Genomic DNA, 25739 nt, shown 5'->3' with positions numbered 1-25739 from the left:
TCATTCCTGCGAAAGCAGGAATGACTTGCGGGGAATCAGGGGTAGTCGACGGAAACCACCGCGAAGCGCACCCGCCCGCCCGGCAGCTCCGCCTCGAACTCGTCGTCCACGCGCTTTTTCAGCACGGCCCGCGCCAGCGGCGAATCCACGCTGATCCAGCCCTGCCGGGCATCGGTCTCGTCGGGTCCCACGATGCGATAGCGCACCGTCTCCCCGGTATCCACGTTCTCGAGTTCCATCGTGGCGCCGAAGAACACCGCATCGCGCTGCGAGGGCGCCGCCTCCACCACCTTGAGCGACGGAATGCGCTTGCTGAGGTAGCGTGCCCGGCGATCGATTTCGCCGAGCTGTTTCTTCCGGTAGATGTACTCGGCATTCTCCGAGCGGTCGCCTTCGGCCGCGGCGGCGGCCAGCGCCTTGACCACCTCGGGGCGGACGGTATGCCACAGGTGGTCGAGTTCGGCCTTGAGCCGTTCGAAACCGTCCCGGGTAATGATGGCGGTGGACGAGGGGGAAGGGGGGCGCCAGCGACTCATGGGAGCCTCCCCGCAAGCGTATCGAGTCGTGCTTCAAGATCGGATGTCACGGGATGCTCCGGATAGTCGCGCAGCAGCGCGCGGGCGAGCAGGGTCGCCTCGGAAGCGTCGCCCAGCCGGTCGTACATGCGAACGGCGAGCAGACCGTAATTCGGCGCGCCGGCATCGCCAGGCCAGGTATGCAGGTAACCCAGCGCCAGGTGCAGCCCCAGACGCGCCATGCCGCCATGGGCGGCGGTGTCCGCCAGGGGGCCGCACGTCGCCGGCGCATCCGGAAGAAAGGCGGGATCGCTATCCAGGGCATCGCGCACCACGCCCAGCGCGCGTCGCGTTTCGCCGCCCGCGACCAGTGCCGCGATCCATATCTGCGCATGCACCCGCAATTCGGGCGTTCGTGCCTGCGCGCGAAGCAATTCGCGATAACGCTGGTGCAGCGGCGCGGGGGCAAGGCCGTCGCGCAGTCGCTCGGTGAGGATACCGGTAGCCGCTTCGACGTCATCCTCGGCGACGCGGTTCACGTGCCTGAGCAAGGCGTCGTCGTCGTCGGGTTGCAGCGCATGGGCCAGCGTCTCGGATTCCGGGTGATGGCCGAGGTCTTCGTGTCGGTGGTGGATCAGTGCGCCCATCAGGTGGAAATTGTAGACGGTGAGGTAGTTGGCCACGGCGAAGTAGGCAAGCATCCCCAGGAAGTGGGGGCCGTGTTCGCTCATCGCGTATTGCGCGCCGCTCTGCAGGAGGCTGGTGACCACCACCACGGCGAACAGCGCCATGTACTGGCCGCCCAGTCGCGCGATCACCGCGAACCACGTGAGCGGATTGAGCGCCGTCAGCACCCCGTCGAAGGTGAGCGACATGGTGATCGCCGGCAGCACGAAAGCGAATGCCACGGCGGCGAGGAAGCCGGGAATCCCGAAGAAAATCGTCGCCAGCACCGCCAGGGCATTGCCGGTGAGCTGGATCAGCACCAGCGCCATGCCCGCGCGATCGCCGGATTCCAGCGCCAGCTCCGGCGGATCGGCGTAGCCGTCGGCCGTACGGCGCAGGCAGCCGAAGGCATAGGCGTAGATCGCCACCCAGCCGATGCCCGTGATGATCAGGCGCGCACCGGGAAAGAACGCGATCGCCTCGAACAGCGTCACGGCCACGATCGTCACGGGGGCCGATCCACGCAGCGGGTAGCGAAAGCCCGTGCGGATGCGTTCGCCGAACGGCGTGGCGGCATCGGCGAGCGCGAGCCTCACGATCGGCGTTTTCCACCGAAGATGCCGCCGAGGATGCCGCGCACGATCTGCTGCCCGGCACGGGTGCCGGCGGCACGGATCATCGACTTGGCGGCGGCTTCCAGCATGCCCTGTCGACGCGACGTACCGAGCACGGCGTCGCGCAGGCCATCGGTCCAGCCACCCGCGGCCGTCTTGCCTTCACGTTTCACCGGCGGTGCGTCGGTATCGGCCTTCTCGCTGGCGCGCGCGGCCAGGCGTTCCTCGGCCGATTCGCGATTGACCATCGTGTCGTACTTGCCGCCCACCGGCGAGCGCGAGCGTATCGTAGCGCGTTCCTCGGCGGTGATGGCGCCGATACGGCACTCGGGCGTGGCTACCAGCACCTTGCGCACGGGTGAGGGCACGCCGCCGTCGCCCAGCGTCGAGGCCAGCGCTTCGCCCGTGCCCAGCGTGCCGATGACCTCGGCCACGTCCAGGCGCGGATTGCGCGCGAAGGTTTCGGCCGCCGCCTTGACGGCTTTCTGGTCGCGGGGCGTGAACGCGCGCAACGCGTGCTGCACGCGGTTGCCCAGCTGTCCCAGGATCTCGCCCGGCACGTCGTCGGGGTTTTGCGAGCAGAAATACACGCCCACGCCCTTGCTGCGGATCAGCCGCACCACCTGTTCCACGCGCTGGCGCAGCGCCGGCGGCGCGTCGTCGAAGAGCAGGTGCGCCTCGTCGAAGAAGAACACCAGTTTGGGCACGTCGAGGTCGCCCACCTCGGGCAATTGCTCGAACAGCTCCGACAGCAGCCAGAGCAGGAAGGTGGAATACAGCCGAGGCTTGAGGATGAGGGTGTCGGCGGCCAGCACATTGATCACGCCGCGGCCGCTCATGTCCTGCCGCATCAGGTCGGCCAGTTCCAGCGCGGGCTCGCCGAAGAAAGCATCGGCGCCGTCCTGCTCGAGCTTGAGCAGCGAGCGCTGGATGGCCGCCACGCTCTGCGAACCGATCAGGCCATAGCGCGACGAGATGTCCTTGGCGTGCTCGGCGGCGAAGCCGAGCATGGCGCGCAGGTCGCCGAGGTCGAGCAGCAGCAGGCCTTCGTCGTCGGCCACGCGAAACACGACCTCGAGCACGCCTTCCTGCGTGTCGTTGAGTTCGAGGATGCGCGACAGCAGGGTGGGGCCCATCTCCGAAACGGTGGCGCGCACGGGGTGGCCGAGTTTGCCGTAGATGTCCCAGAACACCACGGGGTTGGCCTGCGGTTTCCAGCTGACCAGCCCGAGCTTGTCCAGTCGGGCCTTCAGTTTTTCCGAGGGGGCGCCCGCCGCCTGCGACAGCCCGGCGAGGTCGCCCTTGGCGTCCGCGAGGAAGCAGGGCACCCCCAGGCGTGAGAAGCCCTCGGCCAGCAGCATCAGCGAGACCGATTTGCCCGTGCCGGTGGCCCCGGCGATCATGCCGTGACGGTTGCCGTACCGCGAATCCAGTTCGACGGCGGCCTCGTCGTCGCGTCCGATCAATATGCCCGGCATGGCTGGCTCCTTAAGAAAGTACTGAACAAGTGTACGCAACGATATGCGTATGCGGAGAAAATCGGCGAAGAACCGCTTGAGTTGCAAGGGGGTGCGGATTAACGTGGCGGGCATTGTCCGACCTGGCCGAGCCACGAGCATGCCCTTTCGCATTCCCCGTTCCGTCGTTTTCCTGCCCCTGGCGATCCTGGCCGGTTGCGCCTCCGGTGGCGGCACGAAGTCCGGGCCGGTCACCCCGCAGGTGAATGCCTTGTACGACCGGATGAACCAGGCAAGCAAGGGCTACGAGGATTCGATCGAACAGGCCCGTCGCGGCGACACTCCGCAGGCCGCGCAGACCCGCAAGCGGTCGCTCGACCAGCTGAAGGATGCCTCGGCTCGCTGCGGCCTCACGCCGGGCTGCGATCCGCAGCGCTTCGCGGCCGTGTTCGATCGCCTGCTGCGCCTGAAGGACGGCAGCTTCATCGAGGGCGAGGACGCCGACGATACCGAGCAGGGGGCCGAGGTCGGCGCACAGCCCGGCGACGCGGCCGGCTCGGTGGCGGTCGGGGCGCTGCCGCAGGCGCAGCGCAGCGTCACCCTGCTGAAGGGGCAGAAATTCGCCGACATGATGGTGATGAACGGGCCCGTGAAGGCGGCGCTGGAGATGTGGCTGACCCAGCTTCGCCCGAACCTCATGGACGCCTACGTCAACTACCAGATGATGCGCTACAAGATGTGGCCGGCCTACCAGAAGGCCGATCTTCCCGAGGCCCTGCTGTTCGGCATCATGGCCAAGGAGTCCGGCGGCAAGGTGCACGCCGTGTCGCGCTCGGGCGCGTCGGGACCCTTGCAGTTCATGTACGCCACGGGCCTGCGTTTCGGCTTGTCCAGCGTCGACGGGTTCGACGAGCGCTTCGATCCGACCATGGCCGCGCAAGCCAACGCCGAGTACATCGACGAACAGCTCGCCGCGTTCAACAACAACCTCGAACTCACCCTGGCCGCCTACAACGGCGGCGAGGGCCGCATGCGCCGCATCGCCGCCTCCAGCCCGGGCGCGGGCTTCTACGATCCGCAGATCTACGGGCAGATGTCGGCCGAAACGCGCGATTACGTACCGATGGTGCTCGCGGCGGCGTGGCTGTTCCTGCATCCGGACAGCTATCACCTGAAATGGCCGAAGATCGACGGCGAACCCGGCCAGATCGTGCTCAAGCGCCCGGCGTCCATCTCCGAACTCACGGTCTGCCTGGGCTCGGCCGAAGACATGCCCGAGGGTTGGTTCCGCACCCTGCGCAATCTCAACCCGCGCCTCGACCCGCAGATGAGCCAGCCCACGGGCTCGCGCCTGGAAGTGCCCAGGCAGCTCGAGAAGGCCTACGCCTCGGCTTGCGCCGACGGACCCTGGCCGATCCTCGCCAGCGACCTGCACAACGCGGTGAAGATCGTGGCGCCGCCGCCGCCGGCCGCGACGTCCGCGGCCCTCGCCAACGGGTCATCCGTGGGGAGCGGCTCACGCCCGTCGAGCACCACGTCGAAGAGCTATACGGTGCGTCGCGGCGACACCCTGGTGAGCATCGCGCGCAAGAGCAGCTGCGCCGACGTGGAAGACATCGCGAAGATGAACGGCCTGAAGGGCCATCAACTCAAGGTGGGGCAGTCGCTCCGGGTGCCTGTCTGCCGCTGAAGCGGGTCAGATCGTCGCGCGGCCCGATGCCATCCAGTCCGCTTGGGCCTCGCGGCGGTCGGACGCCGAAAGTTCCTTGATCTGCCGCATCAGGCGGAGGATCTGCCGATGCAGCTCTTCCATGCCGGGACGGCGGGAATCCAGCGTCTCGTGGTAGACGGAAGCGACCCACAGGGCCACGCCACGCGTGGCGATGAGCGGGTTTTCGGAGCGTGCCTTGGCCAGGCCGATATCCGGACCATGGCCATAGGTGCTGTAGCGCTCTTCCGGCGGGGTACCGTAGAGATGGGGGAAATCGCATGCGGCGGCCTGCTCCATTTCACGGCGAACCAGCTGCTGGAGATCGGCATGCGCACGCACGGGCAGGTCGAGCACGACACGCTCGATGTCGGCCAGCTGGCGGCGGAGGCGGATCTCGCGGTTGAGCGCGATGAGATGGGTGACCAGACGCATGGACGACTTCCCCTAGTACGGATGCTTCTCGGTGCGGCTCTCGCCTCCTCCCCCGAAAGAGGTGGCGAAGGGGCGCAGCATACCCCCGGTTCGTGGGGAATGTAAGTCGCTCGCGTCACATTGTGACGGGAATGGTCACGTGGTTGCGTCACTCCAGCGCCCAAGTCGTTGACCCACCAGCACCTGTTGCTGGGGCGCCAGGTCGTCCAGCACGTAGCCTTCGGGCAGCAGCAGGATCACGGTGGAGCCCATGTTGAAGCGGGCCATTTCGGCGAAGCGTTCGAGCTTGACGTGGCGGTCGCGACAATCGACGCGGCGGATGTCCGAGGCGTAGGGCGGGATGGCCAGGCCATCCCAGACCGTGGCCACGCTGGACACGAGGATGGCGCCGACCATCACCGAGACGAAGGGGCCATGTTCGCCGCGAAAACGGCACACCAGGCGCTCGTTGCGGGCGAACAGGCGCGGAATGGCCTCCACCGCGAACGGCGCCACGCTGAAGATGCGGCCCGGCACGTGCGTGGTGCCGTCCAGTTCGCCGTCCAGTGGCATGTGCACGCGGTGGTAGTCGCGCGGGGACAGATAGATGGTGACGAAGCTGCCGTTGCGGAACGGCGCGGCCGCGGCCTCGTCGCCGAGCAGCTCGGCGGCCGTGAATTCCTGGCCCTTGGCCTGGAAGATGCGGCCGTCGCGGATGCGCCCCGACTGGCTGATGCGGCCATCCGCGGGACACAGGAGCGTGTCGGGGTCGGTGTCGGCCGCCGAGCGCGCGCCCGCCTTCAACTTGCGCGTGAAGAACGCATTGAAGTGCTGATAGGCCAAGGGGTCCGGCTGGGCAGCCTGGCTCATGTCGACGTCATAGCGCTGCACGATCTCCCGGATGAGGAAGTTCTTCCAGGGCGTCCACTCCCAGCGGGTGGCCTGGTAGACGATCCGCGACAGGAAGCGATGCGGGAGGATGTATTGCAGCAGGACGTTGGCTTTCATCGGCGGGAGTATAGGGGAGGACGCCGCCGCCACGGACATGCCGGTGGCATGGCGCCTGGTTGCACGCTTTCTTCACCCATGCCAAGGGCCCGCCTCCAAAAGGTGGGGCACGAGTTTGGCTGGCCGGCAAACGTGGCCCGGGCTGAGGTTATCCGACCGTGCCATGCGGTTCGACGAGCCATGCCACGAAAGCGTCGACCCAGCAGGAGCCTGGAGACGGGTTGCCCATTTCGCGTGTCGTTCGTCTCCATGTGTCCATTGCAATCCGGCTTTCGGCATAGCAGCCTGACCGAGCGCAGGACGCGCCGAATGGACGAGGACCATCATGAAACGGATTTCGATATCGCTGCTTGCGCTGTTCCTGGCGGCGTGCGCGCAACAGCCGCCGCACGCGCCGCGCGTCATCCCGGCCGCCGGAGCGGTCGACCCGCTGCCATCCTCGATGGCACGATCCGCGCTTCCTCCCGCGGGACGGAACGTGTCTACCGCCGCGACACGCATGGAGGGAGAGGTGGCGCTTGGGCAGATCCAGGCATGGTATGCGGACGCACGCAACAACTGCGGAGGCCAGCAGAAGCCTGCCTACCTATGCAGCGGCGTGATGTTGCGCGCCACGGAGACGAACAGCACTTTCCTGCCGTGGAATCCCAACCCCAGTTCATCCGGCGTGTCGTTCTCGTGGATTCGCCAGGACACCAACTTCAGCAATCTCGTCTTCGACTACTGGAACGGATTCATCTTCTATCCCCGGGACGAAGCACCACGGGCGGCGTCCGCGATCGATGTTCTGTGCGTATTCCCCATGGATTCGGATACCACCCAGCGCGGCGAGAACGGGTGCGGCGCTCATCGCAGCGCTAGCGCCACCAGCAAGCCATGTGACGACCAGGGTATCGTTACGTCGCAAGACTGGACTGCGCATTTCGCGAAGCTCGGGAACAAATACGAGGGGCAGTGCGGCTGGAGCATGAAAGGCTCGTCGCCCGCGAATCGCTTTCGCCAGGCGACGCTCGCCAGGCAAGGCATGGAGCCCCAGTGGTGGGCCATCCAGAACGAAGTTCGCATGGCGAAATGGGGGCAGGACACGGAGGTACCCATCCGGGCGTTCTTCTACGTGCCAGGACATGCCGGCGCCTTGGACAAAGCCAGGAACGATCAAGCCCGGTACGAGGCCACGTTCCATGCATTCGTTCCCGTGATCGCGATGACCTTGCCTTCGGCCAAAGGCGGGCAGGCTTCTTTCGCCTATCTGCCGTCCGACCAGGCCGTACGGGACCCGGGAGACGAGGGCGAACGTGTGCCGGGCGAAACCTTCGAGGGGGCCCCGCTCGGCGATGTCGCGGGCTCGCTGAGCCTTCCCAGCATGACCGTCGAGGTCATCAACGGCACGGCGACCATCACCGACGAGCCGGGGAACGCGGTCAAGGGGCGGCACATGGTCGTGCGGAACACGCAGGGCACGCCGTTCAATATCGTCCTGCACCTGAAGTATCCGGTCTCTGGAGTGACGTTCGCTATGAGCGGCACCTGGGGACTGGCCCCGGTGATCATCGCGACGGACCGCAACCCCTTGAACGGAGAAGATCGCGTCGTGGCATTGGGTAACCCGCCGAAGAACGGCAAGGTAACGCTCACGTCGCTTGCCGGCCACAAGATCGAAAAGATCCAATTGGGTGCGACCGAAGCCCGCTTCGACGATTTCGACTTTACCTACTAAGCGTGGTCGTTCGCGCAAGAAACTTTCGGCTTCCGTTTCCCCCGGCGCCTGGACTTCGGCAAGGATGTCGCCGACGCCATCGCAAGGCCCGGCTGGGGGAACGGCACACGGGGGAACGGGGAGGCTCGCCGCCTCGTTCCATCCGCACGGAAAAGAAGGGGCGCCGTCGTGCACGTCGGGCTACGTGTTCCGTTTCGCCGGCCTCTCCACCGTCGACGCTGCTCCCCTGTAGCGGGTGCCATGCGAGGTCCGCCTGGCTGCACTGAGCATTGTCGTATAACGCGCGTCGGTGCGTGGCTGATGGAGCATAGGGAAAAACGTCACATTCGGCGTGGAATGTTTGTCGACAGGCAATCGATGAAATGGTCTGTGCGGCAGTCGTGGCAATAGGCGCTTTTCTGAAAACTTGAATGCCGTGCGTCATCGGATCGGCCCTGATAGCGACGCCGACTTGTAGGCGTCAGGCCGTGGAAGGCACCTTCGATCCCGCATCGCCAAGCGGGCGATGCGAGAACGCATCAAGGAGCCTTCATGAAAAAACTGCTGATCATGGGAATCGTCGCCTTTCAGGCCCAGGCTTTCGCCTCGACACCAGCGCAAGTCGCCGGAACGATCGAGGACTTCGAGAACGTCGCCGTGCAGCCGCCAGCGCTATCCCTCGACCTTCCAGGCATGACGATCGACAGCTACTACAACGGTAACGTCGACGCCCAGCGTCCCATGCTGGCCGTCGAAAGCGATTCCGCGTCATCCATGAAAGGACACCATCTCGTGGTGCGCACCGAATACCAGCCCATTTCCAATTGGCATGACGGTGGCTTCTGGCTGAGGCCGAAAGTGGCCGCGAACGGCATTCGTTTCAGGATGGAGGTCAATCAACAAAAGGCCCAGCGGATGACGCTTTCGTGCGATTCCAATCAGGCAGGCGGCGATTTCGAATTCGTAAACGTCTGGCTGCCGGATCATGGCGAAGTGTCCGCTTACTGCCCGGCGTCCATGCATCTCTCGTTCATCCAATTTTTTACGGTGGGAGAAGGTCTTGCCTTCCGGTTCGACGATATTGAGCTGAGGTAACGCGTCGGTCTGTCGAAAAGGACGGGGCGCCGCCCGGCGCCCCGTCTTATCCCCAGGCGCTGACTGGCGTCCCGATCCCATACCGTCAAGACGACGGTGCAACACATCAAGGAGTCTTCATGAAAATGCTTCTGGCCCTCGTTGCCGCACTGGCGGCCACCGCGCCACACGCTCATGCCGTAGAGGCCGTTCGTGCGTGCCAGCCGCCTCCGGCGCAAGCCTTCACGTTCGAAGAGGTGGCGACGGGTGACTACGAATCGTTGTATGTGCCGGGCGGTATCCTGATTCCGCATTCGGCGGGAAGGGTTTTTTCCGTCGAAGATACGCTCGATCCCGGTGCCTGCCCCGTCGAGGGACGTCATCTGGCCGTTCGCGTCACCGATAGCAAACGGAAGGTCATCTCGTTCCACAAGACGACGGGCCGTGCGGGGACGGTATCCTTCGATTACGCGATGAGCGGTGATGTGCACGCGGCGGTGATTCCGATCACCGACGGCCTGGTGGGTGGATCGATCACCCTGGAAGGCCCGTCGGGCCATTTCGAGTATGTGAGCCCTCCGGGCAAAGAAACGCCCAATCTCGGTATTTACTACAGAAGCGATACCGGCGACGGGATACTTCGCGTCGATAACGTATCGATGCGAGACGACACGTAACGGCGACAGGAAGATGGGTGTTCATCGAACACCCATCTTCCGTGCCCCGCCATGCGACGCGTGCCGGCACGACGGATGTGCCTCACGGTGACGCCGCCTTACGGCGAGCGTCGCGCCTCCCGCGAACACCCGGCTGCCAGGACGATGGCGATACAGTTTTTTCAGCGAGTCACGGGCAATTCGACCCAGGTACCGTTCGTCCCATCGCGCACGATCTTCTGCGTCGCCTTTCGATAATCCCCCGGCTTCGCGTTGAAGATGTTCGGCACGAAGGTCTGCGGATTGCGGTCGTACAGCGGGAACCAGCTCGACTGGATCTGCACCATCACCCGATGCCCCGCCTGAAACACGTGGTTCACGGTGGGTAGCGGAAAACGATAGTCCAGCGGCTTGCCCGGCGTGAGCGCCATCGGCTTGTCGTAGCCCTGGCGGTAACGCCCGCGGAAGATTTCCATCGCCACCGGCAGCTCGTAGCCACCCATCGACGGTTTCTCTTCCACCTCGTCGGGATACACGTCGATGAGCTTCACCACCCAGTCGCTGTCGGTTCCGCTGGTGGATGCCAGCAGGTGCACGAGCGGTTCGCCGGAGACGCCCAGCGGACGGTCGAGTACGGGAGACACGTAGGAGAGCACGTCGGTGCGCGTGGCGAACTGGCGCTGGTCGTCCACCAACCACTCGGGCCAGCTGTCTTCGCGGTCGGCCACGCCATGCGACCATGACTGGATGGGACGCACGCGATACGGCACCGGCTTGGCCGGATCGGATACGTAATCGTCGCTGCCGCTCGCGGGTTCGCCCGTATCGAAGCCACCGTTCGCCTGCACGTACCAGCGCTGCATCGTCGGCGCGCAGCCCGTGCGACACGACGACGGCCACGTATCCAGCTTGCGCCAGGTGTTCTCGCCGGTAACGAAGGCGTTGACCGGAGCGACGTCCGCCTTGGGTGAGCCATCCTTCAGGTATTGCGCGAGGAAAGGGCGGAGCATCGTCTGACGAAACGTCTTGCCCGTATCGCTGCCCAGTTCGATGGCGCCGATGCGGCTGGCGTTCTCCCAGGTTTTCGCGTGGCGCCAGGGACCCAGCACCAGCCACAGCTTGTCGTGATTCGGATCGCGCGGCGCGAGGGCGCGATAGACGGCCATGTCGCCGTAGTTGTCTTCCTGGTCCCACAGGCTGTGCACGAGCATGGTCGGCACGGTCATGGGCTCTTTCGCCGCGATCCTGTCCAGTGCCTGCTCGGACCAGAAACTGTCGTAGGCGGGGTGGGCGAGTACCTTCTGCCAGAAGCCGAGGGCCTCCATGCCGTAGGCGCGACCGATGTCGCCGGCCGAGCCGCCCTTGAGATAGAGGTCGTAGTCGTCTCGGTAGCCGGTGGTCCAGCCGATGTTGCTCTGGCGCGAGTTCACCATGCCGTAGATGTAGGGGATCATCTGCTGTCGGAAGGCGCCGCGATGGAACCAGTCGTCGCCCATCCAGCCGTCGATCATCGGGTTGATCGGTACGGCCACCTTGAGCGCGGGATGCGGACGGATGGTGGCGATCATCGCCTCGAAACCGTCGTAGGAGATGCCGATGATGCCGACCTTTCCGTTCGATTCCGGCACGTTCTTCACCAGCCAGTCGATGGTGTCGTAGATGTCGGACGATTCGTCGATGTCCGTGGGATTGCCGTGGCCGATCGGCGGCCGGTTCATCACGAAGTCGCCCTCGGAACCGTTCTTGCCGCGGATGTCCTGGATGACGCGGATGTAGCCGTCCTGCGCGACGATGTCGGCGGGGTTGTCGTAGCCGCGCAGCATCGTGTCCATGTGCGGGCTGTCGGTACGGTGGCCCATCCCGTCGGCGCCGTAAGGCGTGCGGGTGAGCAGGACGCCCGCGTGCTTGGCGCCCTTGGGCACGACGATGACGGTATGCAGCTTCACGCCGTCGCGCATGGGGATGTCGACGGTGCGGCGTTCGTAGTCGAAGCCGGGGTTGGTGGGCGTGAAATGCGGCGGGATCTCCGTCGGGAGATTGGGGTAGGTGCGTTCGTCGCCGACCGCCGGGGTCGCGAGGACCCCGGCGGCGAGCGCGATGGCACCGATTCGCAGCAAGGTGCGCATCGTGGTTTTCATCAGAAGTCGTAGGTGATGCCGAAGCGGGCGTAACGCGGCGTGGTGTAGGCCCCGACGCGTTCGAAGCCGTCGGCCACGACGTTGTTGCTTCCCGATACCGGATCGGTGATGTCCGGACGCTGCTGGTTGAGCAGGTTGAAGATCGACGCGCTGAAGGCGAGCTTGCGTTCGGCCCACAGCGGACGGTATTCGATGCTCACGTCGACCAGTTCCTGCCACGGCTGGCGACCGGCGTCGCCCGGACGCGACGGCATGTTGTTGCAGAAATGGTAGTACGAGCCGTAACCCGCCGGATCGGTTTCCATGCCGTTGGAGATATAGCGGCCCAGGCACTCCTTCGGACGGCCGGACTGCACCGTGATGTTGCCCGACACCATCCACTCCGGCGCGATCTGGTACGAGCCGTAGAGCTTCAATTGGTGCTTGCGGTCATTGGGCTGGTAGCCGTTGGCGTAATCCATGAGCGAGGCATAGTCCCAGTCGCGCGACGCCGCCACGGAACCCTGGTTGGTGTCCGAACGCACCTGGCCCTCGGTGTTGCCGTAGCTGCGCGAGTACAGGTAATCGACCTTGCCCGACCACTTGCCATCGAACGGATGCGACAGGTAGATGTCCAGGCCGTAGTAATTGCGCTTCAAGTGGCTGAAGCCGAAGTCGTCGTTGGTGACGGTGACGTCGGTGTAGCCGCCGTTGGCGTTCTTCAGGGAATAGACATTGGCGCGACCCGGGTTGGACAGGTAGCAGCCGGTCACCGTGAGGTCGTCGAGATCGTAGCCGTCGGCCTGGGCAACGCGCTTGATGGTGCCGTTGTCGCAGACGTCGTCCAACGCGTTGCGCAGCTTGCGTACCGTGGCCTTGGCACCCCAGACCCACGACGGGTCGAACTGGTGGTCGAAGCCGAGGATGGCTTCATCCTGGTATTCCGACTTGATGTTCTTGGAGGTGACCGTCTTGGGATCGGGCGCCTGGCCGTATTCGTTGTTCGGCGACACGCCGCCGCCGGTGGCCGACTTGATGTAGGTGATGCCGGTCGGCTGGCCGTTGGCGTCGATGCCGGTATAGGTGAAGTACTGGTTGACGGCGAGCGAGCCGGCCGAGGTGCGCAGCGCCACCGAAGCGGGCATGGCGAGGTAGTAGCGGCCCAGGTTGCCGTAGACCTTCAGCGTGGAATCGCCCCTCACGTCGAGGCTGAAGCCCAGGCGCGGGGCCCACTGCGGCTTGCCCAGGCGCAGGTAGGGCTGGCCCGAGGGATTGAAGTTGGTGAACTGGTCGTTGCGCAGGCCCAGGGAGAGCAGCAGGCGGTCGTTCACCTGCCAGTCGTCCATGATGTACTGCGCGCGCTGCTGCACGCGCACCGTGGCGAGCGTGTTGTAGTGGCGGAACCAGCCGATGTATCCCGTTTCGCCGCCGGGATAGTTCGCCGGCTTGTCGACGAGCGGGCTGTCGAGCACGTTGAGCTGGGGATCCTGGTGGCCGTACCACAGTTCGTAGCCGACGCCGCCGATGGTGGTGCCGTCCTCGTAGTCCTTGTTGTCCTGGTTGTCGATACCGGCCGTGATGGAGTGCGAACCGATCTTGTAGTTCAGGTCGATGCGCAGGTTGCGCACGGTGGACTGGTGGTCCGGGTTGTCCACCGTGTCGAGCGTCTGGTGGTTGGTGATCGGCGTGCCGCCGGTGATGGCCGGGTTCTGCTGGTCGAGGCCGCCGATGAACGGACCGACCACGCCGGTCTGCGCGGGCTCGTTGTAGTAGGTGAGCTTCGACTTGCCGTACAGGGCCGTCAGGGTCAGGTCGTCGGTGATATAGCTGGTGAATTTGCCGATATAGACCTGCGCGTGGGTCTTGTCGGTCTGGTCGACGTTGCTGAAGCTACCGGTGCTCAGCGTGTCGTAGTCGTAGTTGTACTTGGTGCCTTCGGTACGGTGCGTCTGGTTGATGCCGGTCAGCTCGAGGATGTTGCTGTCGTTGATGTTCCAGTCGACCTTGGCGTACCACTTCGGGTCCTTGTACGTGTACTTGGTGTTGTACGCGTGGTTGGCGTCGCCGACGTTGTTGCCCTCGGAGCGCTCGGCTTCGACGGCGACGAAGGCATACAGCGTGTCCTTGACCAGCGGGCCGCCGGCGTAACCGCTGACGGTGCTGGTCCACTCGCGGTTGTCCTCGTTTCGCTGCCAGATGTTGCCGGCGTTCTTGCCGTGCACGTAGCGCACGTCGCGGGCGTCGGCGCGGGCGAATTCGGGTTCCCACAGCACCTGGGCGCCGAAGTGCCATTCGTTCGTGCCGCGTTTGCCCACCTGGCTGATCACGCCGCCGTCGGAGCGGCCGTACATCGCCGAGTAGCCGCCGCTGAGGATTTCCTGCTGGTCGATGGCGCCGTAGGGCAGCGTCACGCCGCCGAAGCCGCTGAGCGGATCCGTGGTGTTGAAGCCGTTGACGTAGTACGCGTTCTCGCTGACCGACGAACCGGCGAACGAGACCAGCGAATTGCCGAACGCACCCTTGAAGCTCGAAATGCCGCGGGTGGCGCCCGGGGCGAGCAGCGCGATGCCTTCGGCGGAGCGCTCCAGCGGCAGGCGGGCCAGGTCGGCGGAGGTGATCACGGTGCTGGATGCCACGGAGGCGACGTCGATCTTGGGCAGGGCCGCGGCCGACACGGTGACGCCGTCGAGCGTCTGCGCGTTGCCGGCGCCGGCGGTGGCCGCGTCGAAGGAGACGTCGGTGGTCGCGCCGACGCGCAGGGTGACGTTGTCGCGCGAATCGACGACGTTGCCGCCGGACTTCAGCGACACCTTGTAGGTCGCCAGGGGCAGCGCCTCGGCCGTGTAACGGCCGCGGCTGTCGACACCCACTTCACGGGTGAGGCCGTTGCTGCCTTCGATGAGCACGGTTTCGCCGGCGGCCACCGGTGCCTGGCCGCTGATGCGGCCGGTGGTGGCCTGGCCGTGGGCGAGGCCGGAAAGCGACGCGGCGACCGCGGCGCACAACAGGGTCCGTCGTAGGGAAGGGCGGGAATGCATGGGAAGCTCCGGGAAGGCTTTCGAAGGTTTTGTAGGATTGGATCGATCGAAATGAGATGCGGTTTCGGCCTTCCTGGCGCGGTGTGTTTTTTCAGGCGTATTCGATGGCGCCGATCGCCTTGGCGATGGCGGCGATGGCTCGGGCTTTCTTGGATCGCGGATCGGTGACCAGCACGTCGATGCGTTCGGGCGCGCACCATGCGATGCGGCTGCGCACGCCGATCTTCGAATGGTCGGCGGCGATCACCACGCTGCGCGCGTTCGCGCACATCGCGCGGGCGATTTCGGCTTCTTCCAGCTCGAAACTGCTCGCCCCCACGCCGGCCTCGACGCCCACGGGCGAAAGGATGGCCAGGTGCGCCTGGTAGCGGGTGATCTCGGCGATGGTGGCCGAGCCGTGGGTGCGGCCGATGCGAGCGTCGAAGCGCCCGCCAAGCAGGCGCACTTCGTTGTCGTCGCGCGCGGCGAAGCGCGCGGCCACGTCGACCGAGTTGGTGACGATGGTGAGGCCGCTGCGCGTCGCCAGCGCCTCGGCCACGACGGTCATGGTGCTGCCGGCGTCCATGAAGATGGTCTGGCCGCTCTCGACCAGCGACGACACCTTCTTCGCGATGGCGCGCTTTTCGCGCACGCGGGTGGCGTGGCGCACGTCGATCGGCGGCTCGTCGCCGCTGAGCACCGCACCGCCGTGCACGCGGCGGATCTCGCCGCGGTCGGCCAGCTCGAGCAGGTCGCGGCGGATGGTTTCGCGGGAGACGCCCAGCTCCGCCACGATGCGCTCGACGGACACCTTGCCGTCGCTGCGCAGGAGGTCGCGGATGCGGGTATGCCGTTCTTCATGCCACATGGCGGCGGTCCTTCAGCAGATGCAGGGCGAGGCGCATGGCGCCCAGGGCGAGCGCGGCGGCCAGCACCACGCACATCGCGTAGGCGGCGGCCTGCGCCAGGAAGCCGTTCTCGTCCAGCCGCATCACGCTCACCGAAGCGAGGCCGAGGCTGGGCGTTACGAGGAAGATGACGCCGGACAGGGTCACCATCGAGCGCATGAACAGGTAGAAGAAGCCGGCGATCGTGGCCGGTGCGGCGAAGGGCAGGATCGCATCGCGAAGCACATGCCGTGTGCGGCCGCCAAGACTGGACACCACGTCTTCCAGGGCGCCGGGCACCCGGCGCATGCCGGCCTGCATCGTGAGGAAGGCCTGGGCGTGGTAGTGATAGAAACAGCAGGCGGCGATGATGGCCGCGCTGCCGTACAGCCAGGCCGACAAGGGCCCGTGGTTGAAAGCGAGTACGTAGCCCAGGCCGAGTACCATGCCGGGCACGGCGGCGGGCAGCGTGGCGAGGAATTGCACGGCACGTACCACGCGCGGTGGCGCGGAACGCAGCCCGGCGGCCAGCGCGAAGATCAGCGCCACGCCCACGCCGGCGGCGAGCAGCGACACGCCCAGCGACGTGGCGACGGGGGCGAAGCCGTCGTGCATGCCCAGGTAGTGGGCGAACGTGAGCGAGCGGTCGTAGGGCCACAGGCGAACGAGGCTCACGTAGGCCACGGTGGCGACCGTGGCGAACATCGGCAGCAGCGTGACCACGGCGACGATGCCGAGCACGACATCGCGCATGGGGTGCCGGGCGGGCGAGAAGGTGCGCCCCGCCACGGCCTCACCGCCGTCCTGGCGGCGCTTCGCCAGCCGGCCCAGCCAGGCCGAAAGCAGCGCGGGCAGGAGCAGCAGCACGCCGAGCGTGGCGCCCATGGAGAAGTCGAGCTGGCCCACCACCTCGCTGTAGATCTCCATCGCGAGCACGCGGTAGTTGCCGCCGACCACCACGGCGCTGCCGAAGTCGGTGAGCGTTTCGGTGAACACGAGAAAACCCGCGGCGGCCAGCGCGAAGCGGAGCTGGGGCAGCGTCACATCGAGAAACTGGCGCCAATGGCCGGCGCCTAGCGACGCGGCGGCGTCGTAATGCCGTACCGGTGTGCGCTCGAGCGCGGCCGACAGCACGATCACCACCTGGGGCAGGCTGTACAGCGCGTTCGCGATCAGCAGGCCCCAGAAGCCGTAGATATCGGTCGGCCAACCCGTGAGGCGATGCACCAGGCCGTTACGTCCGAGCAGGCAGACCAGCCCCAGGCCGAGCACGAGGGAGGGCGCAAGCATCGGCAGGAGCAGCACGGCCCGGATCAGTGGCTTGCCCGGCAGCTGCGAGCGATGCAGCGCCATGGCCAGCGCCAGGCCGAAGACCAGCGTCACCAGGGTGGTCGACAGGCCGATCGCGAGGCTATGCAAGGCGGCGCGCGGCAGGCCGGGGTCGTCGAACAGGCGCGCGTAGTTCGAGAAGGTGATGTGCCCCTGCGCGTCGGTGACGCTGCGCCAGAGCACGCTAAGCAGAGGATGCAGGAAGAACAGGCAAAGGAAGGCCAGCGGCACGGCGAGCAGCACGATGCCGCCCAGGCGCGGCCGCGCGAAGGCATGGGTCGCGGCGACGGCGTTCATGCGCTTACCCATGCGCCGCGCCTGGCGTCCACGTTGACCGCTTCGCCGCGGCCCAACGTGCTGTGGCCGGGCCATTCGGCAAGCAGGCGGCGTCCACGCCAGGCGATCGACGCGCGTGCGCAGTTACCCAGGAAGGTCACGTCTTCGACCACCGCCTCGCCGCGGGGATCGGCGGTGACGATGAGGTCTTCGGGGCGCAGGCAGAGTTCGTAGGCCGCTTCGTTGCCGGGCGGCCGGCGCTCGAGAAAACCGGCCAGCGCCTCGCGCACGAAGCCGGTCGGCAGCAGGTTGGCTCGGCCGATGAAGTCGGCGACGAAACGCGTGCGGGGGCGCTCGTAGAGGTCGCGCGGCGAGCCTACCTGTTCGATGCGTCCTTGGTTCATGCACACGATGGTGTCGGCCATGGACAAGGCTTCGTCGCGGTCGTGCGTCACCATGATGGTGGGAATGCCGAGCGACCGCTGCACCTTGCGGATGTCCAGGCGAAGCTGGGTGCGGAGGGCCGGGTCGAGCGCCGACAGCGGTTCGTCGAGCAGCAGCAGGTCCGGCTCGGCGGCGAGTGCGCGGGCCAGCGCCACGCGTTGCTGCTGACCGCCGGACAGTTCGCCGGGATACCGCGCGCCGAGTTCACCCAGGCCGACCAGGCGCAGCAGTTCATCGACGCGATGGGTGATGTCGGCGGCCGGCCGACGGCGCAGGCGCATGGGGTAACCGATGTTCGCGGCGGCGGTACGGTCGGGAAACAGCGAATACGACTGGAACACCAGTCCCATGCGACGGTCGCTCGCGGGCAGGGCGGTGATGTCGCGGCCGTCGAGCCAGACCTGGCCGCTGTCGGCCGAGGTAAGGCCGGCCACGATGCGGAGCAGGGTGGTCTTGCCGCAGCCGCTGGGGCCGAGCAGGCAGACGAAGTCGTTTTCCGTGGCGGTGAACGACACGCCGTCGAGCACGACGTGTCCGTTCCATGCCTTGGCGAGCTTGTCGATGCGAAGATGCATGCGCTTATTTGTCCCCTGGGCCCGCGTGTCAGCGCGTCAGACGCTTGAAGCGTGCGATGAGCGACGTTCGCTCGCGCGCCGCCGTGGCGAAGTCGCGCACGGGCAACGTGGAAACGAGGTCGGCGGGCAGTCCTTCGCGTTGCTGTTCTGCGGTGGGCACGCTGCCTGGCGCGGCGACGATTTCCTTGTAGCCGCGGTACAGGGCGGCGGCCTCGGGCGACGCGGTCCATGCGAGAAAGCGTCTGGCGTCGGCCGCGTTGGCCGACTTCGCCATGAGGCCGGAGCCTTCGAGTTCGTAGATGCGTCCGTCGGTGGGCAGCACCATGTCGATGGGGTAGCCCTGGCGAATCGACTGCATCGCCGCGAACGCGAACGAGACGCCGATGGGAAACTCGCCGATGCGCGCGAGCTTGCACGGCGCCGAGCCGGACAGCGTCACCTGGCCGATGTTGCCCGCGATGTCCACCATGCGCTTCATGGCCGATTCGTCCCTGCCGTTCTCGGTGAGCGCGGAAAGCACCATGTAGCCGGTGCCCGACGACGACGGATCGGGCATGGCGATCTGCCCGCGGTAGACCGGCGACGCCAGGTCGCGCCACGTGGTGGGCACCGGCAGGCCGGCTTCGGCCAGCGCCTGGCGATTCACGCACAGCGCGGCCAGGAAACCGGTGGGCGCGAACCAGCGCGCGTCGGGTGCGCGGAACGCGGCCGGCATGCGATCGATGTCGCCGCCACGCACCGGCGCGAGCAGGCCGGCGATGCGCGGGTCGAGCATGTCGGTGACCGCCATGCCCCAGATCACGTCGTTGCGCGGCTGGGCCGATTCGGCGACGAGGCGGGCGGCGAGATCGCCGCTGGACAAGCGCAGCACCTGGATGTCGACATCGGGCAGGGCCTTGCGGGCCGCGGCGAGGTAGGTATCGATTTCGTCGCTTTCCAAGGCCGAATAGACCGTGATGGAGCCGGCATGCGCCATGCCCGACGCCAGGGCGAGCGCCAGGAAGCTTGCGGCGATGTGGCGTTGTGGGCGCATGGGCGGCTGCTCGGTACGGGCGTGTCGTTACTGCGAAAATCGGCGGTGCAGGTGTCGCCAGGTGTGTGGCGTTTTGGGTATATTTGCAAACCTGTGGCGTCCGAGTCCACTGGAAAATTTTCGTTTTTGTCATCAATCCGAAACGTGCCCTAGTTAATTGCGCACGATTCTTGCCTGGGAGTGTCGCCTTGATGGGAGCGTTGCCCGCCGAAAGGCGGAAGGAGTTCGAGGCCTTCGCCTCGGCGATCGCCGACGGTGCCCGCGCGCTGTCGCTGCCCCGATTTCGCCAGCCGATGAGCGTATCGATGAAAGGTGACGAAAGCCCCGTCACCGAGGTCGATCGCGGCGTCGAGTCGATGCTGCGCGAACGCATCGAGGCGGCGTGGCCCATGCATGGCGTGCTCGGCGAGGAGTACGGCGCGGAGCACACCGACGCGGAATACGTGTGGTCCATCGATCCCATCGACGGCACGCGAAGCTTCATTTCCGGCTGGCCGTTGTGGGGCACGCTGATCGCTCTGCTTCGCAACGGCAAGCCCGTGCTCGGCGTGCTCGACATGCCCGCGTTGAACGAGCGCTGGATCGGACATGCGGGCGTGGGCACCACGATGAACGGCGCGGGCTGCCGCACGAGCCGGTGCCGTGCCCTCGCCGAGGCCACGCTCTACACCACCACGCCGGACATGTTCACCATCGACGAATGGGCGCGCTTCGACCGTACCAGCCGCGCCGCGCACGCGCGCCGCTTCGGTGGCGACTGCTACGGTTACGGCATGCTCGCCTCGGGCCACATCGATGCGGTGATCGAGTCCAACCTCATGCCTTACGACTTCCTCGCCATCGCACCGGTGGTGGAAGCCGCGGGTGGCGTCGTCACCGACTGGGAAGGGCGCCCGGTGGGACTGAACAGCGGCAAGCGCGTCGTCGCCGCGGCCACGCCGGAACTGCATGCGGCCTTGATCGAATCGCTCGCCCGGGACTGACCATGGACATCGAACGCCGCCGCTTCCTCCATGCCGCCGGTGCGACGGTGGCGGCGTCGCTCATCGCCCAGGGTTTTCCCGCGAGCATCGCCCGCGCGCTCGCCACGGCGCCGGACCGCCGCACCGGTACGCTCGACGACGTGGGGCACGTGGTGATCCTCATGCAGGAGAATCGCTCGTTCGATCACTACTTCGGCCGCCTGCGCGGCGTGCGCGGCTTCGCCGATCCGCGCGTGCTGGAGCTGGGCAACGGCGATCCCGTCTGGCGCCAGCCGGTCGCGACCACGCACACCAAATACTGGAAAGCCCGCGGCGTCGCGGACGACGTGGCCTGGGTGTATCCCTTCCATCTCGACACCCGTGCCAGCGGCGACCATCACGAAGGCACCGACCACGGCTGGAGCAGCGGCCACGGGGCCTGGAACCTCGGCCGCAACGATCGCTGGATCGAACACAAGCAGGACGTGCTCACCATGGGCTACCTGCGCCGCGAGGATGCAGCGTTTCACTACGCCTTGGCCGACGCGTTCACCGTCTGCGACGCCTACCATGCCTCGGTGCTGGGCGACACGGCGCCCAACCGCATCTACCTGTGGAGCGGCACCTGCGATCCCAGCGGGCGGCTGGGTACGAAGGACAACGGCCCGGGCACCGAAGAGCGGGGCACGCGCAACGGCTACACGTGGACGACCTATCCCGAGCGCCTGGAAAAGGCGGGCGTCACGTGGCGCGTCTACCAGGGCGGCACGGGCGATCCGGGATCGCCCACCGACAACTACACCGACAATTCGCTGGAGTTCTTCGCCGCCTACCAGGTCGCGGAGGGTGCCGATCCGAAGGGTTCACTGGTGCGCAACGGCGTATCCACGCACACCTTGCGCGACCTGCGCGACGACGTGATCCACGACCGCCTGCCACAGGTCACCTGGATCGTCGCGCCTTACGAATACAGCGAGCATCCCAAGGCGTCGCCTTCCGACGGCGCCTTCTACATCCGTCGCGTTCTCGATGCGCTCACCGCGAACACGAAGGTGTGGAGCCGCACGGTGCTGTTCCTCAACTACGACGAGAACGACGGCTTCTTCGACCACGTGGTACCGCCCACGCCACCGTTGGCGAACGGGCAGGGCGGGATGGTGTCCGCGTCGCTGGCCGAAAGCCTGCGTGACGAGGTTCTCGACCTCGACGCGCACCCGAGGACGTCGTCGCCCGTGGTGCCCGGTGCCGATCCGAAGGGGAAGCAGGTCGTGGGCCTGGGCAATCGCGTACCGATGATCGTGGTCTCGCCGTGGACGCGCGGCGGCTGGGTGTGTTCGGAAACCTTCGACCATACCTCGGTGCTGCGTTTCCTCGAAAAGCGCTTCGGCGTGCATGAGCCGAACATCAGCGAGTGGCGTCGCGCGGTGTGCGGCGATCTCACCAGTTGCTTCGATTTCGCCGGGCATATGGACACCGATGTACCGAAGATCGGCGTGCCGGGTGGTTTCCCGGGCAAGGCACCCATCGTCGTGCCGCCGACCCAACGTATGCCGGCGCAGGAGCCGGGCACGCGGCCATCGCGGCCGTTGGGTTACGCGTGGACGGTCGAGCATCGGCTCGACGGTGGCAAGAGCCATATCGGCTTCGCCAACACCGGTACGTTGGGTGCGGCATTCCTCGTCTACGACGGACTCGATCGTGACGCGCCGCCTCGCCGCTATGCGGTGACGGCGAACGATACGATCGAGGATGCGTGGACGCTGGCCCCCAGGGGTGACGCTTACGACCGGCGCATTCATGGGCCCAACGGTTACTTCGCCGCGTTGCGTGGTTTCGCCGACGATTCTCTCGACGTGGTGATACGTGGTGTGGCGGGGCAGCGCGCCGTCGAGGTGACGGTAAGCAACGCGGGCAAGGTTCCCGTGGCATGCCGTATCGCCAACGCATACGGCGATACGCGGCAACTCGTCGTGCCAAACGCACAGACGAGCACGCTGCGGCTTGATCTCACCGCCAGCGCGGGTTGGTACGACATCTCCGTCACCACGCCCACGTCCCCACGCTACCTGCGTCGCTTCGCCGGCCACCACGAAGACGGCAAGCCTTCCACGAGCGACCCGGGCCCCACGTAACTCGTCATGTCGCACCGGCGCAGGCCGGTGCCCACGGCGCGCCGCGTGGTTTTCACCTCACGTCGCTCCTGCGCACGCAGGAGCTTGGCGCCCCGGTCGTTGCAGCACCTCACCGTCACATCGGCCACTCGCCAGGCGAGTGCATGTGCCGACGCGCCGCCCCGGCGAGGAAAAGCGTGCCGACCGAGGCAAGCACCCCGACCACCTGCTCCCGTGCCCACGTAATTCGTCACGTCGCACCGGCGCAGCCCGGTGCCTACGGCGCACCGCATGATTTTCACCTCACGTCGCTCCTGCGCACGCAGGAGCCTAGCGTCCCGGTCGTTGCAGCACCTCACCGTTACATCGGCCCACTCGCCAGGCGAGTGCATGTGCCGACGCGACGTCCGGGCGCGACAGGGAGGGTGGTCGGGGTGCTGTCGGCGTGAGGGTGGCGTGTGAAAAAGCCGATGTCACGCCATTACTCATTCAGCACCCGGCTCTTGGCGCCCGCATACGCCGGTGCGACGGGAGGATGGATACCTCGACGCGCATCGAAGCGTCACACCGGCGCGGGCCGGTTCCTACGGCAAACAGCCGGTTCTCACCTCTTTCTGCGCGTGCTGGATCGTACACATGCATCGGATGCTTATCCGAATCGCCACGCTCATCACGCGCGCACCGACGCCGTCATTGGCCGTGGCGGGTCGATTTGGGAAAGATCAGTGAGCGATCGAAGGTAGAAGTGCGTTGCTCGGATGTCTACGGTTCTTGGCTGATGATGGCAGTCAGGTCATGACGGACAAGGGTGTGCAACTATGGGTTGCGTATTTTAAAAATGTTTGAGCATCACGGGTTTGCTCGATTAGATGACGAGGTTCTGTGTGGGTGAGTTGGCGGGTGGCGATTTTTCTCCTTGATGGCCTGCGTTGTCCGACGGCATGCGTGAGTTTTGAGACGATTCGCAAAAAGCGTCCGAATGAGGTTTTCTCGTGAATAGACGCTCGGTACTGGATTCCTGCGTGCGCAGGAATGACGAATCGGGGGCGGGCAGGTTGTCGCGACGATTGAAGGCTTCGCGGTGGGCACCGGCCTGCGCCGGTGCGACGAGCACTTCGAAAAATTGGATGCGCCTACAGACAACTTCGTGTTGTTTTGTTAGGGTCGCTTCGTTGCCTACGGTTTCGGCTTATGCGGTCGTAGGCGACCATCGCTGCATGCGGTGAAGAAGCGCGGCCCGAGAGTGCAGCAACACTCCCGAGCCGCTATCCACAATCAACTAGCAAGGAGTCGATCATGGGTACCCCTGATCATACGGCACTCGCCCGACCGTCGCCTGTCTGCCTTTCCCGCAGGCACGGCTGAAGCGGAATGGCGCGGGTGGTTCGATCCGGCGAGGTCACGTGCGTTGGTGGGAAACCTCGCGCCGCTTTCGTTTTTTGAGCAAGCCCGTTGATCCGTGGCATGTCGTTCGCGGCGTGCCACGTTTCGCGGTGAGTGATTTTCGAGGTACGGAGCGAGTGATGGCTGAAGGTGTGGAAGCGTCGGCGCATGAATTGTTGAACGAGGCGACCGAGTGGTTGCAGTACGCGCGCGGCATGACGCAGTTGCTGGCGGAGTGGGTGGAGGAGGTCGAGGTGGTGGATCGCGGGAAGATGGTGTTGGCGTTGGGAGCGATCGAAGCCATGACGTCGCATGGGGTGGCGTGTGCGGCGCAGGCGCATGTGCGGGTGCTTGGGGCGAGGTGAGGCGAGAACCGGTTGCTTCGCCGTAGGCACCGGCCTGCGCCGGTGCGACGCTTCGTTGCATGGTGGTATAGCCGTGTTGCTCGGGAATGTCGTCGCACCGGCGCAGGCCGGTGCCTACGGCGAAACGTTCGAGCAGGAGACGGCGCTTCCCCAGGATGAAGCCGGCCCGCACCGCCGAAAACGTCCCGGCCGCGCCCCTGTCGGCCGCGATAGGCGCCCGAGGACGGTCAGGATGAACGTCGTTTTCCGCTGAGCCATGGATGGCGCGTCGAAAAATCCCGCGTAAAGGCCCGTGCCCCGGAGGGGACGGGCGACGTGCGGCCGACAGGGCGCGCGGCCGGGGCTCCCGCCCCCATCGCCATCGCTTTTCGCGCCGAGGCGCGCCAGGCCCTCGCCAATGCGAGGTGAGCCGCAACGAAAGCGGCAAGGGGAGGGCGGTCGCAGGGGAAACCTGACGCCGTAGACGGCTATACTCCCGGGTCAGCCACAGAAAGCCCCGCACGTGACCAGCGAACTGACCTCCATCATCGATTTCATCCGCTACGGCGCCAGCCGCTTCTCGGCCGCCGGCCTGACCTTCGGGCACAGCCACGACAATCCGATCGACGAGGCCACCCACCTGGTGCTGGCCGCGCTGCACCTGCCGCCCGACCTGCCGCCGGCCTACGGCGCGGGCACGCTGGTGGCCGAGGAGAGGGAGCGCATTCTCTCGCTCATCGAGAAACGCATCGTCGAGCGCGTGCCGGTGGCCTACCTCGTGGGCGAAACCTGGTTTGCCGGCCTGAAGTTCAAGAGCGACCGCCGCGCCCTGGTGCCGCGCTCGCCCATCGCCGAACTGATCGAGAGCCGCTTCACCCCGTGGCTGGACGACCGCCACGTCGCGCGCGCGCTCGACCTGTGCACCGGCTCGGGCTGCATTGGCATCGCCATGGCCGAGTACAACCCCGACTGGCAGGTGGACCTCATCGACGTCAGCGACGACGCCCTGTCGCTGGCCAACGAGAACATCGTCTACCAGCACGTCGAGGGCCGCGTGCGGGCGATCCAGTCCGACCTGTTCGCCGGGGTGAAGGGCGCGGTCTACGACCTCATCGTCTCCAACCCGCCTTACGTCACCAACGACGAATACGCCGCCATGCCGGCCGAATACGGCCACGAGCCCGTCCTCGGCCTGACATCCGGGGATGATGGACTGGACATCACCTTGCGCATCCTCGACGAGGCGGCCGACCATCTGTCCGAAGACGGCCTGCTGATCGTCGAAGTGGGCGATAGCGAGCATGCGCTGGTCAACCTCCTGCCGCGTCTACCGTTCGTCTGGCTGGAGTTCAAGGTGGGCCAGATGGGCATCTTCGCCCTCGAGCGCCGCGACCTCGTCGCCCACGCCGCCGACATCTCGGCCGCGCGGGCCGCAAGAACCTGATACCCAGCG

At 66.2% G+C, this 25739-nt stretch carries 19 protein-coding genes; 8 read left to right on the top strand and 11 right to left on the bottom strand.

Annotation, left to right across the window (positions count from 1 at the left end):
* Positions 1 to 35 precede the first annotated feature (35 nt).
* The 3 genes from greB to L2Y94_RS13110 are packed head-to-tail and all read right to left on the bottom strand — an operon-like array spanning position 36 to position 3273.
* Positions 36 to 536 carry a transcription elongation factor GreB gene (gene greB, locus L2Y94_RS13120; RefSeq protein ID WP_247367182.1) on the bottom strand — a complete coding sequence of 167 codons (501 nt, stop codon included), beginning with the start codon at positions 534 to 536 and terminating at the stop codon, positions 36 to 38.
* Positions 533 to 1777 (bottom strand): nucleoside transporter family protein, encoded by a 1245-nt coding sequence (locus L2Y94_RS13115; protein WP_247367179.1) that lies wholly within the window; start codon positions 1775 to 1777, stop codon positions 533 to 535. Before L2Y94_RS13115 ends, greB begins: the two co-directional genes overlap by 4 nt.
* Complete coding sequence (locus tag L2Y94_RS13110; protein WP_247367177.1) at positions 1774 to 3273, bottom strand: helicase HerA-like domain-containing protein; 1500 nt, start codon at positions 3271 to 3273, stop codon at positions 1774 to 1776. Before L2Y94_RS13110 ends, L2Y94_RS13115 begins: the two co-directional genes overlap by 4 nt.
* A 139-nt stretch (positions 3274 to 3412) precedes the next feature.
* Here L2Y94_RS13110 and L2Y94_RS13105 point away from each other — a divergent pair, with 139 nt between their 5' ends.
* Positions 3413 to 4942: a lytic transglycosylase gene (locus L2Y94_RS13105; protein WP_247367176.1), complete on the top strand. Its 1530-nt coding sequence runs from the start codon at positions 3413 to 3415 to the stop codon at positions 4940 to 4942.
* A 6-nt stretch (positions 4943 to 4948) separates the two neighbouring features.
* On the opposite strand, the gene L2Y94_RS13100 is transcribed toward L2Y94_RS13105, so the two are convergent.
* Positions 4949 to 5395: a hypothetical protein gene (locus L2Y94_RS13100; protein ID WP_247367174.1), complete on the bottom strand. Its 447-nt coding sequence runs from the start codon at positions 5393 to 5395 to the stop codon at positions 4949 to 4951.
* 135 nt (positions 5396 to 5530) lie between these two features.
* A complete protein-coding gene (asd, locus tag L2Y94_RS13095) occupies positions 5531 to 6382 on the bottom strand; it encodes an archaetidylserine decarboxylase (RefSeq protein ID WP_247367172.1) in 852 nt (283 codons plus the stop codon).
* Between the two features lie 325 nt (positions 6383 to 6707).
* On the opposite strand from asd, the gene L2Y94_RS13090 reads away from it, so the two are divergent.
* The 3 genes from L2Y94_RS13090 to L2Y94_RS13080 all read left to right on the top strand — a co-directional run bounded on the left by L2Y94_RS13090 (position 6708) and on the right by L2Y94_RS13080 (position 9829).
* Positions 6708 to 8099: a hypothetical protein gene (locus tag L2Y94_RS13090; RefSeq protein ID WP_247367170.1), complete on the top strand. Its 1392-nt coding sequence runs from the start codon at positions 6708 to 6710 to the stop codon at positions 8097 to 8099.
* A 531-nt stretch (positions 8100 to 8630) separates the two neighbouring features.
* Positions 8631 to 9173, top strand: coding sequence for a hypothetical protein (locus tag L2Y94_RS13085; protein ID WP_247367168.1), 543 nt, complete (start codon positions 8631 to 8633; stop codon positions 9171 to 9173).
* A 119-nt stretch (positions 9174 to 9292) separates the two neighbouring features.
* Positions 9293 to 9829 (top strand): hypothetical protein, encoded by a 537-nt coding sequence (locus L2Y94_RS13080; RefSeq protein WP_247367166.1) that lies wholly within the window; start codon positions 9293 to 9295, stop codon positions 9827 to 9829.
* A 161-nt stretch (positions 9830 to 9990) separates the two neighbouring features.
* Here the strand turns inward: L2Y94_RS13080 and L2Y94_RS13075 are convergent, their stop codons facing one another.
* The 6 genes from L2Y94_RS13075 to L2Y94_RS13050 all read right to left on the bottom strand — a co-directional run bounded on the left by L2Y94_RS13075 (position 9991) and on the right by L2Y94_RS13050 (position 19486).
* Positions 9991 to 11925 carry a CocE/NonD family hydrolase gene (locus L2Y94_RS13075; RefSeq protein ID WP_425602466.1) on the bottom strand — a complete coding sequence of 645 codons (1935 nt, stop codon included), beginning with the start codon at positions 11923 to 11925 and terminating at the stop codon, positions 9991 to 9993.
* Positions 11926 to 11945: 20 nt separating this feature from the next.
* Positions 11946 to 14963 carry a TonB-dependent receptor gene (locus tag L2Y94_RS13070; RefSeq protein ID WP_247367160.1) on the bottom strand — a complete coding sequence of 1006 codons (3018 nt, stop codon included), beginning with the start codon at positions 14961 to 14963 and terminating at the stop codon, positions 11946 to 11948.
* 91 nt (positions 14964 to 15054) lie between these two features.
* Entirely contained in the window at positions 15055 to 15810 is a 756-nt protein-coding gene (locus L2Y94_RS13065) for a DeoR/GlpR family DNA-binding transcription regulator (RefSeq protein WP_247367159.1), read from the bottom strand.
* Positions 15800 to 17455, bottom strand: coding sequence for an ABC transporter permease subunit (locus tag L2Y94_RS13060; RefSeq protein ID WP_247367158.1), 1656 nt, complete (start codon positions 17453 to 17455; stop codon positions 15800 to 15802). The genes L2Y94_RS13065 and L2Y94_RS13060 overlap by 11 nt, the downstream gene beginning before the upstream one ends.
* Positions 17452 to 18453, bottom strand: a complete 1002-nt coding sequence (locus L2Y94_RS13055; protein ID WP_247367156.1) for an ABC transporter ATP-binding protein — start codon at positions 18451 to 18453, stop codon at positions 17452 to 17454. The genes L2Y94_RS13060 and L2Y94_RS13055 overlap by 4 nt, the downstream gene beginning before the upstream one ends.
* 28 nt (positions 18454 to 18481) lie before the next feature.
* Complete coding sequence (locus L2Y94_RS13050) at positions 18482 to 19486, bottom strand: extracellular solute-binding protein (protein ID WP_247367154.1); 1005 nt, start codon at positions 19484 to 19486, stop codon at positions 18482 to 18484.
* A 191-nt stretch (positions 19487 to 19677) separates the two neighbouring features.
* Between L2Y94_RS13050 and hisN the strand changes: the two genes are divergently transcribed.
* The 4 genes from hisN to prmB all read left to right on the top strand — a co-directional run bounded on the left by hisN (position 19678) and on the right by prmB (position 25730).
* Positions 19678 to 20469 (top strand): histidinol-phosphatase, encoded by a 792-nt coding sequence (hisN, locus tag L2Y94_RS13045; RefSeq protein ID WP_247367151.1) that lies wholly within the window; start codon positions 19678 to 19680, stop codon positions 20467 to 20469.
* 2 nt (positions 20470 to 20471) lie between these two features.
* Positions 20472 to 22580, top strand: a complete 2109-nt coding sequence (locus L2Y94_RS13040) for a phosphocholine-specific phospholipase C (RefSeq protein WP_247367148.1) — start codon at positions 20472 to 20474, stop codon at positions 22578 to 22580.
* 1502 nt (positions 22581 to 24082) lie between these two features.
* Positions 24083 to 24307 (top strand): hypothetical protein, encoded by a 225-nt coding sequence (locus L2Y94_RS13035; RefSeq protein ID WP_247367141.1) that lies wholly within the window; start codon positions 24083 to 24085, stop codon positions 24305 to 24307.
* A gap of 502 nt (positions 24308 to 24809) precedes the next feature.
* Positions 24810 to 25730, top strand: coding sequence for a 50S ribosomal protein L3 N(5)-glutamine methyltransferase (gene prmB, locus L2Y94_RS13030; RefSeq protein ID WP_247367140.1), 921 nt, complete (start codon positions 24810 to 24812; stop codon positions 25728 to 25730).
* The last annotated feature ends 9 nt before the right edge of the window (positions 25731 to 25739 follow it).

This window comes from Luteibacter aegosomatis (assembly GCF_023078455.1).
Classification (GTDB): Bacteria; Pseudomonadota; Gammaproteobacteria; order Xanthomonadales; family Rhodanobacteraceae; genus Luteibacter; species Luteibacter aegosomatis.
The sequence above is the reverse complement of the archived record's forward strand: the minus strand, read 5'-3'. Positions and strand labels throughout refer to the sequence as shown.